15 protein-coding genes are annotated in these 16,727 nt (G+C 73.6%); 9 read left to right on the top strand and 6 right to left on the bottom strand.

Annotated elements, in window-relative coordinates; translation table 11 throughout:
* Nucleotides 1-774: a ZIP family metal transporter gene (locus AB0I68_RS14060; protein ID WP_363177511.1), complete on the top strand. Its 774-nt coding sequence runs from the start codon at nucleotides 1-3 to the stop codon at nucleotides 772-774.
* Here the strand turns inward: AB0I68_RS14060 and AB0I68_RS14055 are convergent, their stop codons facing one another.
* Both AB0I68_RS14055 and AB0I68_RS14050 read right to left on the bottom strand, forming a co-directional pair.
* Nucleotides 775-1,710 carry a M56 family metallopeptidase gene (locus AB0I68_RS14055; RefSeq protein ID WP_363177510.1) on the bottom strand — a complete coding sequence of 312 codons (936 nt, stop codon included), beginning with the start codon at nucleotides 1,708-1,710 and terminating at the stop codon, nucleotides 775-777.
* A complete protein-coding gene (locus AB0I68_RS14050; protein ID WP_363177509.1) occupies nucleotides 1,707-2,078 on the bottom strand; it encodes a BlaI/MecI/CopY family transcriptional regulator in 372 nt (123 codons plus the stop codon). The genes AB0I68_RS14055 and AB0I68_RS14050 overlap by 4 nt, the downstream gene beginning before the upstream one ends.
* 112 nt (nucleotides 2,079-2,190) lie before the next feature.
* Between AB0I68_RS14050 and AB0I68_RS14045 the strand changes: the two genes are divergently transcribed.
* Together AB0I68_RS14045 and AB0I68_RS14040 are read left to right on the top strand one after the other, a co-directional pair.
* Nucleotides 2,191-2,865: a DedA family protein gene (locus AB0I68_RS14045; RefSeq protein ID WP_363177565.1), complete on the top strand. Its 675-nt coding sequence runs from the start codon at nucleotides 2,191-2,193 to the stop codon at nucleotides 2,863-2,865.
* Nucleotides 2,862-3,473: a phosphatase PAP2 family protein gene (locus AB0I68_RS14040; protein ID WP_363177508.1), complete on the top strand. Its 612-nt coding sequence runs from the start codon at nucleotides 2,862-2,864 to the stop codon at nucleotides 3,471-3,473. The genes AB0I68_RS14045 and AB0I68_RS14040 overlap by 4 nt, the downstream gene beginning before the upstream one ends.
* A gap of 203 nt (nucleotides 3,474-3,676) precedes the next feature.
* Here AB0I68_RS14040 and AB0I68_RS14035 read toward each other — a convergent pair whose 3' ends face one another.
* Entirely contained in the window at nucleotides 3,677-4,126 is a 450-nt protein-coding gene (locus AB0I68_RS14035) for an Lrp/AsnC family transcriptional regulator (protein WP_363177507.1), read from the bottom strand.
* A gap of 132 nt (nucleotides 4,127-4,258) precedes the next feature.
* On the opposite strand from AB0I68_RS14035, the gene AB0I68_RS14030 reads away from it, so the two are divergent.
* Nucleotides 4,259-5,260: an asparaginase gene (locus AB0I68_RS14030; RefSeq protein WP_363177506.1), complete on the top strand. Its 1,002-nt coding sequence runs from the start codon at nucleotides 4,259-4,261 to the stop codon at nucleotides 5,258-5,260.
* A gap of 57 nt (nucleotides 5,261-5,317) precedes the next feature.
* Here AB0I68_RS14030 and meaB read toward each other — a convergent pair whose 3' ends face one another.
* From meaB to AB0I68_RS14015, 3 genes are read right to left on the bottom strand one after another with little or no spacing between them, the layout of a single operon-like run.
* Nucleotides 5,318-6,304 (bottom strand): methylmalonyl Co-A mutase-associated GTPase MeaB, encoded by a 987-nt coding sequence (gene meaB, locus AB0I68_RS14025; protein ID WP_363177505.1) that lies wholly within the window; start codon nucleotides 6,302-6,304, stop codon nucleotides 5,318-5,320.
* Nucleotides 6,305-6,313: 9 nt separating this feature from the next.
* Nucleotides 6,314-8,524 carry a methylmalonyl-CoA mutase gene (scpA, locus tag AB0I68_RS14020; protein ID WP_363177503.1) on the bottom strand — a complete coding sequence of 737 codons (2,211 nt, stop codon included), beginning with the start codon at nucleotides 8,522-8,524 and terminating at the stop codon, nucleotides 6,314-6,316.
* Nucleotides 8,521-10,395: a methylmalonyl-CoA mutase family protein gene (locus tag AB0I68_RS14015; protein ID WP_363177502.1), complete on the bottom strand. Its 1,875-nt coding sequence runs from the start codon at nucleotides 10,393-10,395 to the stop codon at nucleotides 8,521-8,523. The genes scpA and AB0I68_RS14015 overlap by 4 nt, the downstream gene beginning before the upstream one ends.
* Nucleotides 10,396-11,681: 1,286 nt before the next feature.
* On the opposite strand from AB0I68_RS14015, the gene AB0I68_RS14010 reads away from it, so the two are divergent.
* Genes AB0I68_RS14010 through AB0I68_RS13990 form a run of 5 tightly spaced genes read left to right on the top strand, consistent with a single transcriptional unit; the run spans nucleotide 11,682 to nucleotide 16,274 of the window.
* Nucleotides 11,682-12,632 (top strand): TauD/TfdA family dioxygenase, encoded by a 951-nt coding sequence (locus AB0I68_RS14010; protein ID WP_363177501.1) that lies wholly within the window; start codon nucleotides 11,682-11,684, stop codon nucleotides 12,630-12,632.
* A 45-nt stretch (nucleotides 12,633-12,677) separates the two neighbouring features.
* Nucleotides 12,678-13,238 (top strand): NADPH-dependent FMN reductase, encoded by a 561-nt coding sequence (gene ssuE, locus AB0I68_RS14005; protein WP_363177500.1) that lies wholly within the window; start codon nucleotides 12,678-12,680, stop codon nucleotides 13,236-13,238.
* Nucleotides 13,239-13,287: 49 nt separating this feature from the next.
* Complete coding sequence (locus AB0I68_RS14000; RefSeq protein ID WP_363177499.1) at nucleotides 13,288-14,334, top strand: ABC transporter substrate-binding protein; 1,047 nt, start codon at nucleotides 13,288-13,290, stop codon at nucleotides 14,332-14,334.
* Nucleotides 14,335-14,340: 6 nt separating this feature from the next.
* Nucleotides 14,341-15,156 carry an ABC transporter ATP-binding protein gene (locus AB0I68_RS13995; RefSeq protein WP_363177498.1) on the top strand — a complete coding sequence of 272 codons (816 nt, stop codon included), beginning with the start codon at nucleotides 14,341-14,343 and terminating at the stop codon, nucleotides 15,154-15,156.
* Nucleotides 15,153-16,274 carry an ABC transporter permease subunit gene (locus AB0I68_RS13990; protein ID WP_363177497.1) on the top strand — a complete coding sequence of 374 codons (1,122 nt, stop codon included), beginning with the start codon at nucleotides 15,153-15,155 and terminating at the stop codon, nucleotides 16,272-16,274. The genes AB0I68_RS13995 and AB0I68_RS13990 overlap by 4 nt, the downstream gene beginning before the upstream one ends.
* Nucleotides 16,275-16,727 lie beyond the last annotated feature (453 nt).

The raw sequence follows: 16,727 nt of genomic DNA, 5'->3' as shown, positions 1-16,727 counted from the left end.
TTGACCATCTTTCTCGGGTTGCCCGTCGGGCGGATGCGGGCTGCGGCGCCGCGGGTCAAGGGCGGGCTCAATGCCGTGGCCATCGGCATTCTGCTCTTCCTGCTGTGGGACGTCCTCGCACATGCCTGGGAGCCCGTCGACGCGGCCCTCGCCAAGGGGGACTGGGGTGCCTCCGCCCGGGGAGGGCTGGTGCTCGGCGCGGGGCTCGTGGTGGGGTTCGCCGGGCTCGTCCACTACGGCCGGTGGGCCGCGCGGCGGCGCCTTGCCGGGCCGGGCGCCGCCACCGCCTCCGAGCTCGCTCCCGCCGTGCGCTCGCCGGCCGGCCGGCTCGCCCTGACGATCGCCGTCGGGATCGGCCTGCACAACTTCGCCGAGGGCCTCGCCATCGGGAGCTCCGCCGCGCAGGGGGAGATCGCGCTCGCCGTCCTGCTCGTCATCGGCTTCGGCCTGCACAACGCCACCGAGGGCTTCGGCATCGTCGCCCCGCTCGCCGCCGCCGGCGAGCGTCCCTCCTGGGGCACGCTCGCGCTGCTGGGCCTCATCGGCGGCGGGCCCACCTTTCTCGGGACCCTGCTCGGGCAGCGGGTCGTCAACGACACCTTGTCGATCGCCTTCCTCGGGCTGGCCGCTGGGTCGATCCTCTACGTCGTCATCGAACTGCTGGCCGTGGCCCGGCGCAGTGCGGCGAGCAAGGAGCTGACCACCTGGTGCATCCTGCTCGGCCTGCTGCTCGGCTTCGCGACCGACGCGGTCGTCACCGCCGCCGGGGTGTGATCAGCGTCGGGGGAGCTCGCCCTGCGCGACCTCGATGCTCGTGTGCAGATCGCCCGCCGCCTCCAGGGCCGACGCGGCCGAGAGGGTCAGGCAGGCCAGCAGGGCCGCCGCGATGACGATGCCGGCGCTCGGCCGGGCCGGCGCCGCCGTGGCGCCCTGCTCGAGCAGGGCCGCGACGCGCCGCGGGACCGGTCCCGCCGTCGCGGCCAGGGCGAGGCCCGGCCGCCGCCCGGCGCCGCGTGCGGCCAGCGCCGCCTTGCCGATCGCCCGGGCCGTGAGCCGCCGGTCGCCGACGGCACGGGCGGCGTCCTCGTCGGCGCAGCGCTCCAGTGCGTACGCGAGGGGCTCGCGCAGCGTGCCGAGCGCGGGGTGGCACAGGGCGGACAGCTCTATCACCGCGGTGAACCGGTGGTGGCGGCCCCGCAGGTGGGCGCGCTCGTGCGCGAGCAGCGCCTCGCGTTCGGGGGCCGACAGGGCGCGGAGCATGCCCGCGGTCACCACGATCCGGCCCGGACGGCCGGGCAGTGCGTACGCGTCGGGGGTCTCGTCCGGCAGTACGAGCAGTTCGCCGTCGGCGCGGGCCGCCAGCCGCTTCGCCCGCCCCAGCTGGGTCCACCGCCGGTGCAGCCCCCGTACGAACAGGGTGGCGCAGAGCAGCAGCAGGGCCAGGGCCGTGATCGCGACCGCCACGACCGCGTAGGGCGACCCCGTCGCGAGCGGGGTGAGGAGCCGGCCGAGCGCGGCGACGGCGTGCACATGGGTGGCGCCCGGGATGACGAGCAGCGCGAGTGCGGCGGTGCTGCCCGCGGCGAGGCCCGCCGCGGTGACGGTCAGCAGCCAGGCGGCCTGCCGCGGGGGCAGGCAGGAGACCAGGCGGCGGCCGGCAGGCCCGGCCAGGAACGGCACGAGCAGGGGCAGCCACACCGCGGCGATCACTCGGTGCCGCCTTCGAGGAGGGAGCGCAGGATCCGCTCGTCCTCGTCGCTCAGCTGCGAGACGAAACGGGACAGCACGGCGCCGCGGTCCTCGTTCCGTTCCAGTTCCGAGTGCATGCGCCGGGCGGTCAGGCCCGACGCGTCCTCGGTCGGGAGGTAGGCGTAGCCGCGGCCGGCTCTCGTACGGCTGACGGTGCCCTTCTCGTACAGGCGGGACAGGATCGTCGTCACGGTCGTCCGGGCGTGCGAGGTGTTCAGCGCCTCCTGCACCTGCCCGGGCGTCAGCGGACCACCGGCCGCCCACAGGGCCGCCAGCACGCTCGCCTCGAGCTCGCCGGAGGGGAGCCGCTCGGCGTTCGTGTCACCCATGGGAACGATCCTCCGCATGTCATCGTCTACAGTACGTAGACCGTCTACAGGACTGTAGTCGGTCGGGCGCCCGTCCCGGCCCTTCCCACTCACATTATGGGAGCAGCACATGATGGCCCCCTCCGCCCTCGCGGCCGCGCCGCAGGCCGTGAACCTCCTGGACGCGGGCTCGCTCCTGTCCGCCTTCGGCGCCCTCGGCATCGCGGTCGTCCTGTTCGCCGAGACCGGGCTCCTCGTCGGCTTCTTCCTGCCCGGCGATTCGCTCCTCTTCACGGCGGGACTGCTGTGCGTATCGGATGCGCACGGGCCGGTGCACCTGTCCCTGCCGCAGGTGCTGACCGCGGCGGCCGTCGGCGCCCTGCTGGGGGCGCAGGCCGGCTACCTGCTCGGGCGGCGCGGCGGCCGGAGGCTGCTGGCGCGCAGCCGCAGCCGCAAACTCCACGAGGGCGCCGAGCGCGCCGAGGAGATGCTGGGCCGCTACGGCCACGCCAAGGCGATCGTGCTGGCCCGGTTCGTCCCGATCGTGCGGACCGTGCTCAACCCGCTCGCCGGGGCCCTGAACGTGCCGGCCCGCGTCTTCACGCTCTGGCAGGTCCTGGGCGGGCTCGTCTGGACGGCCGGACTCGTCCTCGCCGGATACGCGCTCGGCGCGTCGGTCCCGAACGTCGACCGCTACCTGCTGCCGATCGTCGCCCTGGTCGTGGCCGTCTCCCTCACTCCGCTGGCCGTGGAAGTGATCCGCTCGCGCTCCCGCCGCCCGCACGCCCCGAACGGAGGCTCGCATTGAGCCCGCTCCTGATCGCCCTGGACGGCCCGTCCGTCGACGGACCGCTGTACACCCGGATCACCGGTCTCGCCGGGCGGGCTCCGGACTGGCTGGACACGCTGCTGTCGGGCTGGTCGACGTACGGTCTCGGGCTCTTCGGGGTGCTCATGCTGGCGGCCTGGTGGCGGGCCCGGCCGGGCGGACCGGGGCGGACCGCCATGGCGCTGGCCGCGCCCGCCGTCGTGGTGACGGCCTTCCTCGCGGACACCCTGCTCAAGTCGCTGATCCGGGAGCAGCGGCCCTGCCAGACCCTGCACACCCTCACGCTGGAGGCCTGCCCGCCGCTGGGCGACTGGTCCTTCCCGAGCAACCACGCCGCCATCGCGGCCGCGGCGGCCACGGCCCTCTGGCTCACCGACCGGCGCCTCGGCGCGCTCGCGATTGCGGCGGCGCTGCTGATGGCCTTCTCGCGGGTGTGGGTGGGTGCCCACTACCCGCATGACGTCGTCCTCGGCGTACTGGTCGGCGCCGGTGTCGCCTGGCCCCTGACCCTGCTGGCCCGGCGCGCGGCCCCGGTCGTCGAGAGGCTGCGCGGTACGGCGCTGCGCCCGCTGGTGGCGCCGCGCTGAGCCCGAAGCCCGGCCGCCCGCACCTGCGGTCCGTACGCCGGGTGCGCCCGGACCGCCCGGGCATGCGCGGGGCGTCGGCTCCGTCCCGTACGGGCGTGTCCCGTCAGCTGTTGGAGTCGAGGAAGCCGATCGCGACGGCGCCCCTCAGCACACCTGCAGGCGGGACGTGGCGCCGAGCGCCGCGCCCGGGGCGGAGCGCCGGCTCAGACGGGCAGGCCGGTCGGTTCCTTGATGCGCTTCATGATGATCTGCGAGTTGACCTCGGTGACCCCGGAGAGCGCGGTCAGCTGCTCGATCCACAGGCGCTCGTACGCGCGCAGGTCCGCGACGGCAATGCGCAGCAGGCAGCCGGGACTGCCGAAGAGGCGGTACGCCTCGATGACGTCGGGGATGTCCTGCAGGGCCGCCTCGAAGGCCTCGACGGCCGCCCGGTCACGGCGGACCTCGACCGAGACCAGCACCTCGAAGCCGCGGTCGACCGCCTCGGGGGCGATCACCGCGCGGTAGCCCTGGATCACCCCGTCCTGTTCGAGCTGGCGCACCCGGCGCATGCAGGGGGAGGGGGTCAGGCCGACGCGCTGGGCCAGCTCCTGGTTGCTGAGGCGGCCGTCTGCCTGGAGCTCGCGCAAGATTTCACGGTCAATCGCGTCCATGGCGCAATTGTCGCTGAGCGAATCCGAACAGGTCGGCCGAAACTGGCAATCGCATTGCGCGTAGATCTCACTATCATTGCTCTCTACGGCACGTTTGTACGAGGTATCACCCGTACGTGAGAAAGGGTGGCCATGGGACGGATCGTCGTCATCAGCACCGGCGGCACGATAGCCAGCCGCTGGCAGGGCTCCGGCTTCGCGGCCGACGCCGACGGACGCGAGGTCATGGCCACCGCGCCGCTGCCCGAGGACATCACCGTCGAGGTGGTGGACCTGTTCAGCGTGAACAGCCCCCGCCTCACCACCGCCCACCAGCTCACCCTGCTGCGCACCGTGCACGAGGTGCTCGCGGACCCGGGCGTGGACGGCATCGTCGTCACGCACGGCACCGACACCCTCGAGGAGTCGGCCTTCCTGGTCGACCTGCACCACCACGACCCGCGCACCGTGGTCTTCACCGGCGCGCAGCGCCCCATGGGCACCGCGGACGGGGACGGCCCGGGCAACCTGTACGACGCGCTGCTCACCGCGGCGAGCACGCGGGGGCTGGGTGTGCTCATCTCCTTCGCGGGGCGGGTGCACGCGGCCCGCGGCACGGTGAAGACCCAGGCGGTGGCACTGGACGCGTTCGCCGACCCCTCCAAGGAACTGCTCGGGAAGATCGGCTTCGGCAAGGTCGCCATGCTGCGCACCCCGCAGCGCCCCGAGCCGCTGCCGCTGCCCGCGATGCCGCAGCTGCCGCCGCGCGTGGACATGGTGATGCACCACGCGGACGGCGACCCGGTGCTCCTGAACGCGGCCGTCGCGGCGGGGGCGCGGGGCATCGTCCTGATCGGCACCGGCGCGGGCAACGCCACCCCGGAGATCGTGGACGCGGTGAAGGACGCCATTGCGCGGGGCGTGCTGGTGGCGCTGACGACGCGGGTCGCGGCCGGCCCGGTGACGGAGATCTACACCCACGGCGGCGCCGTGGACCTGGTGGCGGCGGGAGCGATCCCGACGGGGACGCTGCGCGCCCCGCAGACCCGCATCGCGGTCCTCTCGGCGCTCCTGGCCTCCGAGGACCCGGCGGACCAGTCCCGCATCCTGCGCGAAGCCCTCTCCTCGACGGGCCCGGCCCTGGTCACCGTCTGACCCTGCCGGATCCCGCTGCGTGGGTGCCGTCTCCCCCGCAGCGGCGCCCCGTCGGGGTCAGGACCGGCCGAAGGCCGAGAGGATGCGGTCCGCCGCAGAGGTGGGGGTGACGGTGCCCGCGCGGACGGCCGCCTCCAGGCCCGGGGCCAGGTCGCGGACCGACGGGTCCGCGCGGAGGCGCTCCAGCAGTTCCTCGCGGACCATCGACCACGTCCACTCCACCTGCTGCTCGGCACGCTTCGCGGCCAGCCGGCCGCCCGCGTCCAGCAGCGTGCGGTGCTGTTCGAGGCGGTTCCACACCTCGTCCAGGCCCGCGGACTCCCGCGCACTGCACGTCAGGACCGGCGGCGTCCACGCCGCGTCAGCGGGGTGCATCAGCCGCAGCGCGCCCGACAACTCCCGCGCCGCCGCCTTCGCGTCGCGCTCGTGCGGGCCGTCCGCCTTGTTCACCGCGAGGACGTCCGCCAGCTCCAGGACACCCTTCTTGATGCCCTGCAGCTGATCCCCCGTACGGGCCAGGGACAGCAGCAGGAACGAGTCGACCATGCCGGCCACCGTCGTCTCCGACTGGCCGACACCGACCGTCTCGACGAGCACGACGTCGTAGCCCGCCGCCTCCATGACGATCATCGACTCCCGCGTGGCCTTCGCGACCCCGCCGAGCGTCCCCGCCGAGGGGGACGGGCGGACGAAGGCCGAGGGGTCGACCGCCAGGCGCTCCATCCGGGTCTTGTCACCCAGGATCGAGCCGCCCGTAAGGGTGGAGGAGGGGTCCACGGCCAGGACCGCGACCCGGTGGCCCAGCCCCGTCAGCATCGTGCCGAACGCGTCGATGAACGTGGACTTCCCCACCCCCGGCACACCGCTGATCCCGATCCGCCGGGCCCGCCCCGCATGCGGCAGCAGCACCGTCAACAGCCCCTGCGCGAGCGCCCGGTGAGCGGGCAGGGTGGACTCGACGAGCGTGATCGCGCGCGCGATGAACGCGCGCTTCCCGTCGAGCACCCCCTTCGCGTAGGCCTCGATGTCGATCTTCGGAGGCATCGGCCGCGCCTACAGCTCGTGGCCCAGATCCGCGGCCAGCCGCGTCACCAGGTCATGGGCCGCGTCCGGGATCACCGTGCCGGGCGGGAACACCGCCGCGGCACCCATCTCCAGCAGCGTCGGCACATCGGCCGGCGGGATCACCCCGCCCACCACGATCATGATGTCCTCGCGCCCCTCCTCCGCCAACTGCTCGCGCAGCGCCGGTACGAGGGTCAGGTGACCGGCCGCCAGCGACGACACGCCCACCACGTGGACGTCCGCCTCGACGGCCTGGCGGGCCACCTCCGCCGGGGTCTGGAACAGCGGGCCGACGTCCACGTCGAAGCCCAGGTCGGCGAAGGCGGTCGCGATGACCTTCTGGCCGCGGTCGTGGCCGTCCTGGCCCATCTTGGCGACCAGGACGCGCGGACGGCGGCCCTCCGCCTCCTCGAACCGGTCGACCAGCGCACGGGTGCGCTCCACGTTCGGGGACTCGCCTGCTTCGGTGCGGTACACACCCGAGATCGTACGGATCTGGCTCGCGTGCCGGCCGTACACCTTCTCCAGTGCGTCCGAGATCTCACCCACGGTCGCCTTGGCCCGCGCCGCGTCCACCGCCAGGGCGAGGAGGTTGCCCTCCAGGCCCCGGCCCGCGCCGCGCTCCGCCGCGTTCGTCAGCGCGCGCAGCGCGTCCTGCGTGACCGCCTCGTCGCGCTCCTCGCGCAGCCGCCGCAGCTTCTCGATCTGCTGCGTGCGCACCGAGGAGTTGTCGACCTTGAGCACGTCGATCTGCTCGTCGTTCGCCACCCGGTACTTGTTCACGCCGATCACCGGCTGGCGCCCCGAGTCGATCCGCGCCTGCGTACGGGCCGCGGCCTCCTCCACGCGCAGCTTCGGGATGCCCGCGTCGATGGCCTGCGCCATGCCGCCGGCCGCCTCGACCTCCTGGATGTGCTGCCAGGCCCGGCGCGCCAGGTCGTACGTCAGCTTCTCGACGTACGCGCTGCCGCCCCACGGGTCGATCGACCGGCAGGTACCCGACTCCTGCTGGAGCAGCAGCTGGGTGTTGCGGGCGATGCGCGCCGAGAAGTCCGTCGGCAGCGCGAGCGCCTCGTCGAGTGCGTTGGTGTGCAGCGACTGGGTGTGCCCCTGGGTCGCCGCCATGGCCTCGATGCACGTACGCGTCACGTTGTTGAAGACGTCCTGCGCGGTCAGCGACCAGCCGGAGGTCTGCGAATGGGTCCGCAGCGACAGCGACTTGGCGTTCTGCGGGTCGAACTGCTTGACGAGCCGCGCCCACAGCAGCCGGGCGGCGCGCAGCTTCGCGACCTCCATGAAGAAGTTCATGCCGATCGCCCAGAAGAACGACAGCCGCGGCGCGAAGGCGTCCACGTCCAGCCCGACGGCCTGCCCGGCGCGCAGGTACTCCACGCCGTCCGCGAGGGTGTACGCGAGCTCCAGATCGGCCGTGGCCCCGGCCTCCTGGATGTGGTACCCGGAGATCGAGATGGAGTTGTACCGCGGCATCTTCTGCGACGTGAACGAGAAGATGTCGGAGATGATCCGCATCGAGGGCTTGGGCGGATAGATGTAGGTGTTGCGGACCATGAACTCTTTGAGGATGTCGTTCTGGATGGTCCCGGCGAGCTTCTCGGGGGAGACGCCCTGCTCCTCCGCCGCCACGATGTACAGCGCGAGGACCGGCAGCACCGCGCCGTTCATCGTCATCGACACCGTCATCTTGTCCAGCGGGATGCCGTCGAAGAGCTGCCGCATGTCGTAGATCGAGTCGATCGCCACGCCCGCCATGCCGACATCGCCCGTGACGCGCGGGTGGTCGCTGTCGTAGCCGCGGTGCGTGGGCAGGTCGAAGGCGATCGACAGGCCCTTCTGGCCGGCCGCCAGGTTGCGCCGGTAGAAGGCGTTCGACTCCTCGGCCGTGGAGAAGCCCGCGTACTGGCGGATCGTCCAGGGCTGGTTGACGTACATGGTCGGGTACGGGCCGCGCAGGTACGGGGCCACGCCCGGGTAGGTCCGGAGGAAGTCCAGGCCCTCCAGGTCCCGCCCCGTGTACAGCGGCTTCACGCCGATGCCCTCGGGGGTCTCCCACAGCAGGTCGCCCGCGGCGGTCCCGGTGGACTCCTTCACCGCCGCACGCCACTGGCCCTCGGACCCGGCCGCGGCGGCGCCGCCGCCCAGCGCGAGGGCGGAGAAATCGGGGATTGCGGTGCCGCTCACGAGGACACTCCCATCCGGTCGAGTACGGAGGACAGCACGGCGACCGCATCGCAGCCGGCGAAGACGTATTCGTCCACGGAGCCGGCCGACGTGCCGGGCTTGCCCGCGAGGAACACGGTCGTCGCACCGGCCGCGCGCAGCGCCTCGGCCACCGCCCCGGCCTGCTCCTCGTACAGCGCGTCGCTGGAGCACAGCACGGCCATGCCGTCCGCGCCGCTCGCGGCGTAGGCCTCGGCGGCCGTCGCCGCGTCCACCGACACCGGGTCGTGCACCGCCTCGACACCGCCCGCCTGGAACAGGTTCGCGGCGAAGGTGGCGCGCGCGGTGTGCGCCGCCGCCGGGCCCAGCGCGGCGAGGAAGATCCTCGGCCGGGCGCCGGTCGCGGCCAGATGCGCGTCGCTGCGGGCGCGCAGCGCCTCGTACGCCTCGTCGCGCCGTACGCGGGGCAGCCCGCCGGTGGGACCCGCCGGGGCGGGCTCGCGGTCGAGGGGCTTCTCCGAGAGCAGCGGGAACTCGCTGACTCCCGTGATGGGTTCACGGCGCTTGGCGAGCTTCTTGGAGCGCTCGGCCCAGGTCGCGGCGAGCCGGTCGGCGACCAGCCCGGAGCGCAGGGCGGCGGCCAGGCCGCCGGCCTTCTCCACGGTCTGGAAGAACTCCCACGCGGCGTGCGCGAGTTCGTCGGTGAGCTGCTCGACGTAGTACGAGCCGCCGGCCGGGTCGATGACGCGGGCCAGGTGCGACTCCTCCAGCAGGATGGTGGAGGTGTTGCGGGCGATACGGCGCGCGAACGCGTCCGGCAGGCCCAGCTCGTGGTCGAAGGGGAGCACGGTGACCGAGTCCGCCCCGCCCACGCCCGCCGCCATGGAGGCGATGGTGGTGCGCAGCATGTTCACCCAGGGGTCGCGACGGGTCATCATCACCGGCGAGGTGACGGCGTGCTGGCGCTGGGCGCCCGCCCCGGGGGCCCCGCAGGCCTCGGCGATCCGGGCCCACAGGCGGCGCGCGGCGCGGAACTTCGCGATGGTCAGGAACTGGTCGGCGGTCGCGGCGTAGCGGAACTCCAGCTGGCCGAGGGCGGCTTCGATGCCGAGGCCGCCGTCGGTGCCGGCGTCGGTGAGGGCGCGCAGGTACGCGACACCGGTCGCGAGCGACAGGCCGAGCTCCTCGGCGGCCGAGCCGCCGGCCTCGTGGTACGGCAGCGCGTCGACGCAGAGGGCGCGGACGCCGGGCCAGTGGGCGGCCGCCTCCCGGGCGAGGGCGACGGCGTCGGCCAGGCCCAGGGCTTCACCCGTACGGGCCTCGTGGCCCAGCGGGTCGGCGCCGAGGCTCGCGCGGGCGGCCCCGGGGGCCACCCCGCGCTCGGCGTACAGGCGCAGCAAGGCGCGGGCGGCGTCGGCGTATGCGGCCCCGGCGTCCAGGGAGACGGGCGCCAGGTCGAGGTAGACCCCGTCGAGGGCGCGCGGGAGCGCGTCGACCGGGAGTCCGCCGGGTCCGCCCAGGGACAGCCAGAGGGAGGTGACCCCGTTCTCGAGATCGGTGAGTACGGCCTCGTTCACCCGTACGGGGTCGTGGCCGAGGTGCCGCTGACGCACGTCCCAGCCGGCGGCGGCACCGCCGGCGGGGCTGCCGCCCCGGACGAACGGCGCGAACCCGGGAAAGCCGGTTTCGCCGGCCGTTTCGGGCGCGGTGTACAGCGGGCGGGTGGTGAGCCCGTCCTCGAGCTTCGTGGACAATGCGTCTTCTGCGGCCTCGCCGGATACGTCCTTGCCGGACTTGCGTAGAACGCCCTCTACCAGGCGCTGCCACTGCTCATGCGTCGCGTCAGGGAACTCGGCGGCCAAGGAGAGCCCGTCGTCAGGCAGGACCGTCATGGCTCGAATGCTAGGGGGGTCACCTTGTGAACGACTATAACCACCAGGTGTGATCTCGCCCTCTCATGTGAGACGGGAGGGAGCACGAAAGAGCGCCCCGAGCAGGACCGAAGCGCCGGCGCGGGGAGCACGGTTCGGGTTCCGCCGCGGGGCCGATCACTCGGGAGGCGGGCTCGTGCGGTCCCTTCGGCCCGATCCGGGGCCCCGAGGACGTTCGGTCCGGCGGCAACGGCCGGCGGTATCGGCGAGCGCGTGGCGGCGGCGTTGCAGGGGTGTGAAATCCAGCCACGGTTTTCGGCCGTCCGGGAGTGTGGAACGGAGCGTTCCCGGCAGGTATAAGGCCAGTTCAGAGCTGGTGCCCCTCGATGGGTGGGAGCTCCGGGTGGGACTCTTTCCGGCATGCCGGGCGGGGCTTGACCCCTGCCGGAGCCGCTGACAGGCTCCGGGCCATGACCGCGTTCGAGCTTCCCGCCCCGCGGCTCCACACCCCCGGCTCCTGTACCGCGCCGGGTTCGTGTCCGGGCCGCTGTCCGGCCCCGCGCCGCGCCTGAGCGCGCCCCCGGCCAACCCGGCCCCCGGCCAACCCGGCCCCCGGCCAACCCGGCCCCCGGCCAACCCGGCCCCCGGCCACGGACGCTCGGCCTTCGGCCGTCCCGGCCCCGACCGAAGACCGCAGGACTCCTGCGGACCGCCTTCGGCTCATCGGGCCCAGGGTGACCCGGCTTCCAGCCGGCCCTGCCCCACGGTCCGGTCGCGGTCGTCCGGCTTCCGGGCCACCCGGCCCGAAGCCGACCCAGGCCAACAGCCTCCGGCACACCTGACCTCAGGCCAACGGTCCTGGTCGATCCTTCCTGCGGCCGGCTGGCCGGCCGGCTCTGGACTCAACCAGCCCGTGGCCGCCGCCGTTCCCCGGCCTCCGGTCGACCCGCTCCAAGGCCGATCCGGTCCCGGCCCTCCAGCCCTCCGGCCCACCGGTCTTGGACCACCCCCTGTCCCTCACCCGACAGCCGATCCGGCGCCCCCGACCGACCCCGTCCACGCCCTCAAGCCGATCTCCTTCGGCCAGTCCGCCCCGACCGACCCCGCCTCCGGCCCGTCCAGCCTCCGGCCCGTCCGGCCTCCGGCCCGTCCAGCTCCGGCCCGTCCAGCTCCGGCCTTCGGCCAGTCCGGCCTCCGGCCTACCGGGCCCGGCCGGACGGCCGAACCGGGCCCCGGCCGGTCCGGCCGACGGGGCCGTATGCGTGCCCCGATCCCTCCGCCGCAGAACCAGACCCCTGGGAGTTCCCATGACCACCGCAACCCGCACCCAGCCCACCCGCACCCAGCCCGCCGTCACCCGGATCGGCGGCCGGATCGGCGCCGAGATCGGTGGTGTGCGGCTCGGCGGCGAGCTCGACGCCGATGCCGTCGCCGAGATCCGGGCCGCCCTCCTCGCCCACAAGGTCGTCTTCCTCCGCGACCAGGACCACCTCGACGAGGCCGGCCACGAAGCCTTCGCCCAACTCCTCGGCACGCCCGTCGCGCACCCCACCGTGCCCTCCGCCGACGGCCGTTACGCCCTCGGCATCGACTCCCACCACGGCGCCCGCGCCAACCAGTGGCACACCGACGTCACCTTCGTCCCCGCCTACCCCGCCTTCTCCATCCTCCGCGCCGTCACGATCCCCCCGTACGGAGGCAACACCCTCTGGGCCAACACCGCCGCCGCCTACGCCGGCCTCCCGGAGCCGCTGCGCACCCTCGCCGACAGCCTGCGCGCCCTGCACTCCAACGAGTACGACTACGCCGCCCTCAAGCCCGGCGCCCTCCCCGAGGCGCTGGCCCAGTACCGCGAGGTGTTCACCTCCACCGCGTTCCTCACCGAGCACCCCGTCGTCCGCGTCCACCCCGAGACCGGCGAACGCACCCTGCTCCTCGGCAACTTCGTCCAGCGCATCGCCGGTCTCACCGGCCGTGACTCCCGCGCCCTCCTCGACCTCTTCCAGGCGCACATCGAGAGCCCCGAGAACACCGTCCGCTGGCAATGGCGGGCCGGCGACGTCGCGATCTGGGACAACCGGGCCACCCAGCACTACGGCGTCGACGACTCCGACGACCACGAGCGCACCCTGCGCCGCGTGACGGTGGACGGAGACGTCCCGGTCGGCCCGAACGGGGTCCCGTCCCGCCTGATCAGCCCCGAGACCGTGCCCGACCCGTCCTTCGGCATCCCCTCCGGCGCGTCCGCCGGCGCCTGACCCGCCCCCGCCCGCCCCACTCGTAGACGCCCAGAAGGAGGCCCCGTGCCCACTCTGCTCGCCCTCTCCGGCAGCCCCTCCCCGCACTCCCGTACCGCCGTCGTCGCCGACCACGTACTGCACCGCCTCGCCCACGCCGGGTACGACACCGCCCACCTCGCCGTACGGGAGCTCCCCGCCGCCGACCTCCTCTCCGCCCGCCGCGGCGAGCCGGAGATCCGCCGGGCCCTCGAAGCCGTCGCGGAGGCCGACGGGATCATCGTCGCGACCCCGGTCTACAAGGCCTCGTACACCGGCCTGCTCAAGGCCTTCCTCGATCTGCTCCCGCAGGACGGGCTGGCCGGCAAAACGGTTCTGCCGATCGCCACCGGCGGCAGCCTCGCCCATGTCCTGACCCTCGACTACGCCCTGCGCCCGGTACTCGCCGCCCTCGGCGCCCGGCACGTCACCGCCGGCCGCTTCGTCCTGGACTCCTCCGTCGAGCGCGGGTCCGGCCCCGACCGGCTGCGGCCCGAGGCGGAGCTGGACCTCCTCCAGGCCGTCGACGAGTTCGCCGAAGCGGTGAACAGCCAGGCCTCTGCCGCCTTCGTGACGACCGCTCCGTAACGACGCCGCCCACCCCGTACGCCATCCCGCGCCCCGGACAAGGAACGCCATGCCCGCAGCCCTCGGCTCCACCCCCACCTTCACCTCCCGACGCGGGTTCCTCACCCTGCTCGGCATCTCGGCGGCCGCGGTGAGCTGCGGCACGGCCACCGCCACCGGCGGCTCCGGCCGTACGGGCCACCAGGTCACCACCCTCAAGTACCAGGGCGCGGTCGGCACGGTCACGCTGCCCGAGCTGGCCGCAGACCTCGGCCACCTCGGCGACCTCACCCTCGAGTGGGTCGGCAACACCATCAGCGGCCCGCAGGACATCCAGTCCGCCGCCACCGGGCAGACCCACTTCGGCAGTGCCTTCAACGGGGCGGTCATCAAACTCGCCGCCGGCAAGGCCCCGATCGAGGCCGTCATCTCCTCCTACGGCGTCGACCAGTACGCGTACGGCGGTTACTACGTCCTGGAGGACAGCCCGATCCGGTCCGCCCGCGATCTGATCGGCAGGAAGGTCGGCATGAACACCCTGGGCGCCCACTACCAGGCCCTGCTCGACATCTACCTCAGCCGGGGCGGCCTCTCCAAGACCGACGCCGGCAAGGTCGAGCCGCTCGTCGTCCCGCCCGTGAACACCGAGCAGGTGCTGCGCCAGAAGCAGATCGAGGTGGGCGTGCTGACCGGTGTCCTGCGCGACAAGGCCCTGGCCGCCGGCGGGATCCGCCCGCTGTTCAGCGACTTCGACCTGCTGGGCGCGTTCAGCGCCGGCACGTACGTCATGACCCGGCGCTTCATCGAGGAGAACCCGGACACCGTACGGACCTTCACCACCGGCGTGGCCAAGGCCATCGAGTGGTCCCGCACCACCCCGCGCGAGGAGGTCATCGCCCGGATGACGGACATCATCAAGAAGCGCGGGCGCAACGAGGACACGGCCACCCTCCAGTACTGGCGTTCGTACGGGGTCGCCGAGACGGGCGGCCGGATCTCCGACAAGGAGTTCCAGCTCTGGATCGACTGGCTCGCCGGGCGCGGCGAGATCAAGGCGGGGCAGCTGAAGGCGGCCGACCTCTACACCAACGAGTTCAACGGCTACGGGAAGGGCTGACCGGCCATGGCCACCATCGAATTCCAGTCCGTGACCAAGGCCTTTCCCGCGAAGAAGGGGGGAGGTGAGTTCACCGCCCTGGACGGCATCGACCTGCGGATCGAGACGGGGGAGTTCGTGGTCGTCGTCGGCCCCAGCGGCTGCGGCAAATCCACGCTCCTGGACCTCCTCGGCGGTCTGACCCGGCCCACGTCGGGCCGGATCCTGCTCGACGGCAAGCCGGTCACCGGGCCCGGCCTGGACCGGGGCATCGTCTTCCAGCAGTACGCGCTGCTGCCGTGGCGGACCGCGCTGGGCAACGTCGAGTTCGGCCTGGAGGCGACGGGCGCCCCACGGCGTGAACGAGCGGACCGGGCGAGGGAGTTCCTGGACCTCGTCGGCCTCACCGGCTTCGAGGACCGGCACCCGCACGAACTGTCCGGCGGGATGCGCCAGCGGGTCGCGATCGCCCGCTCGCTCGCGTACGACCCGGACGTGCTGCTGATGGACGAGCCGTTCGCGGCGCTCGACGCGCAGACCCGGGAGTCGCTCCAGGACGAGCTGCGCCGGATCTGGCAGCGCACCGGCAAGACGGTCGTCTTCATCACGCACGGCATCGAGGAGGCCGTGTACCTCGGGCAGCGCGTGGCCGTCATCACCTCCCGTCCGGGCAGGGTCAAGGAGGTCGTCCCGGTCTCCCTGGGCGCCCGGGGGTCCGGGATCGAGGGCGAGGACCTGCGCTCCAGCCCGGAGTTCGCCCGCTACCGCCACGAGATCTGGACCCTGCTCCACGACGAGGTGGCGCGTGCCCGGCAGCTGGAGAAGGAGGAGGCAACGGCATGACCACCGACACCACCGCCACCGCCCTACCGGGCCCGGCAACGCCCCCGCCCGACGCGTCCGCCCCGGAGCCGGTGCACACCTCCGTCCCCCCGGCGCAACCCACACCGGGCGACGCCCGCCTCGCGGAGCCCGCCCTGGAGCCTGCCCGGCCGGCGGCCTCGGCCGTGGCGGAGCCGGTGCGTGTCTCCGGGCGCGCGGTGGAACACGCAACGGATGCCACCGGTCGTGCGGAGCCCGCGGCGAGCGCCCCCGAGCCGGTCTCGGGGGTGGCCTCCAGGAAGGCCGACCGGGCGGCGCCGCCCGAGGCCCCGGGCACGGGCCCGGTATCTCCCGTACGACGCCGGGCCAGGGCGATGGGGCGCTGGGTGAGGGCCCTCGGGCTTCGGTCCGCCGCGCTCGTCGCCCTGTTCGCCCTCTGGGAGGCCGCGCCCCGGCTCGGCCTCGTCGACGCCACGTTCCTCCCGCCGGTCAGCGAGGTCGCCGAGGCCTGGTGGGGGCTGCTGGTCGACGGCCAGCTCGGCGAGCACGCCCGGGCCAGCCTCGTCCGTTCCTTCGGCGGCTTCGGCATCGCCGTCGTCGTCGCCGTCCCACTCGGCCTGCTCATCGGCTGGTACCGCCCCGTCGCGGCGCTGCTCGGTCCGCTGCTGGAGGTGTTCCGCAACACGGCGGCCCTCGCGCTGCTGCCGGTGTTCGTGCTGCTGCTCGGCATCGGCGAGACCTCGAAGGTCTCGATCGTCGTCTACGCCTGCGTCTGGCCGATCCTGCTGAACACCATCAGCGCCGTCGGCAACGCCGATCCGACCCTGGTCAAACTCGCCCGGTCCATGGACCTGTCCACGCCGAAGCTCTTCCAGAAGGTGATCCTGCCGGCCTCCGTACCGGCCATCTTCACCGGTATCCGGCTGGCCGGGGCCGTCTCGATCCTGGTCCTCGTGGCCGCCGAGATGATCGGGGCCAAGGCGGGCCTCGGCTATCTGATCAACGCCTCGCAGTTCAACTTCGCGATCCCGCAGATGTACGCGGGCATCGTCACCATCTCCGCCGTCGGCGTGGCCTTCAACCAGCTCCTGGTCACGATCGAACGCCGCCTCAGCGTCTGGCGCGTCCCCGCAGCCTGACGCCCTACGGGCTCGCCGCCCGGCCCCGGAGGCCGCCCGGGCCTTTCGGCCCCGGGGCCGGGCCGGCCGGCCGTCGGCCCGACGGTCCGGCCGGCCCCTCCGGGCGGCCGCCGTACAGCCCGTACGACGGCCTCCGCCCGTGCCGGCCGACCGGCCCGCGCCCCGACGAAGCCGTCCGTCCCGGATCACCCGGCCCGTTGTCCCGCACCCGTCCCTGCGGCGGGCGTCGCTACAGCGGCCTCCGCCCGACCGGCCCTGCGCCCGTAGCGCCTGGCCTTCCGGAGGCCGCGACGCAGCCCGTACGACCAGCCCGCCCCGGGCAACCGGGCCCTTGTGCCGCAGCACCGCCCTCCGGCTGACGGCGTGGCCCGTACGACGGCCTGACCGGCCTGACCGGCCTGACCGGCCCGACCGGCCGGAGGACCCCGGCCCCGCCCCGCACCGCATCCGTCT

Source organism: Streptomyces sp. NPDC050448, from assembly GCF_040655295.1.
Classification (GTDB): Bacteria; Actinomycetota; Actinomycetes; order Streptomycetales; family Streptomycetaceae; genus Streptomyces.
Note: the sequence above shows the minus strand (reverse complement) of the source record. Positions and strands in the feature narration are given on the sequence as shown.

Bases quoted from the DNA above. Each gene is read 5' to 3' on its own strand.
- AB0I68_RS14030 (WP_363177506.1), top strand. From the start codon at position 4,259: ATGGGACGGATCGTCGTCATCAGCACCGGCGGCACGATAGCCAGCCGC.
- AB0I68_RS14000 (WP_363177499.1), top strand. From the start codon at position 13,288: ATGCCCGCAGCCCTCGGCTCCACCCCCACCTTCACCTCCCGACGCGGG.
- AB0I68_RS14045 (WP_363177565.1), top strand. From the start codon at position 2,191: ATGGCCCCCTCCGCCCTCGCGGCCGCGCCGCAGGCCGTGAACCTCCTG.
- AB0I68_RS14050 (WP_363177509.1), bottom strand. From the start codon at position 2,078: ATGGGTGACACGAACGCCGAGCGGCTCCCCTCCGGCGAGCTCGAGGCG.
- AB0I68_RS13990 (WP_363177497.1), top strand. From the start codon at position 15,153: ATGACCACCGACACCACCGCCACCGCCCTACCGGGCCCGGCAACGCCC.
- meaB (WP_363177505.1), bottom strand. From the start codon at position 6,304: ATGCCTCCGAAGATCGACATCGAGGCCTACGCGAAGGGGGTGCTCGAC.
- AB0I68_RS14010 (WP_363177501.1), top strand. From the start codon at position 11,682: ATGACCACCGCAACCCGCACCCAGCCCACCCGCACCCAGCCCGCCGTC.
- AB0I68_RS13995 (WP_363177498.1), top strand. From the start codon at position 14,341: ATGGCCACCATCGAATTCCAGTCCGTGACCAAGGCCTTTCCCGCGAAG.
- AB0I68_RS14035 (WP_363177507.1), bottom strand. From the start codon at position 4,126: ATGGACGCGATTGACCGTGAAATCTTGCGCGAGCTCCAGGCAGACGGC.
- AB0I68_RS14015 (WP_363177502.1), bottom strand. From the start codon at position 10,395: ATGACGGTCCTGCCTGACGACGGGCTCTCCTTGGCCGCCGAGTTCCCT.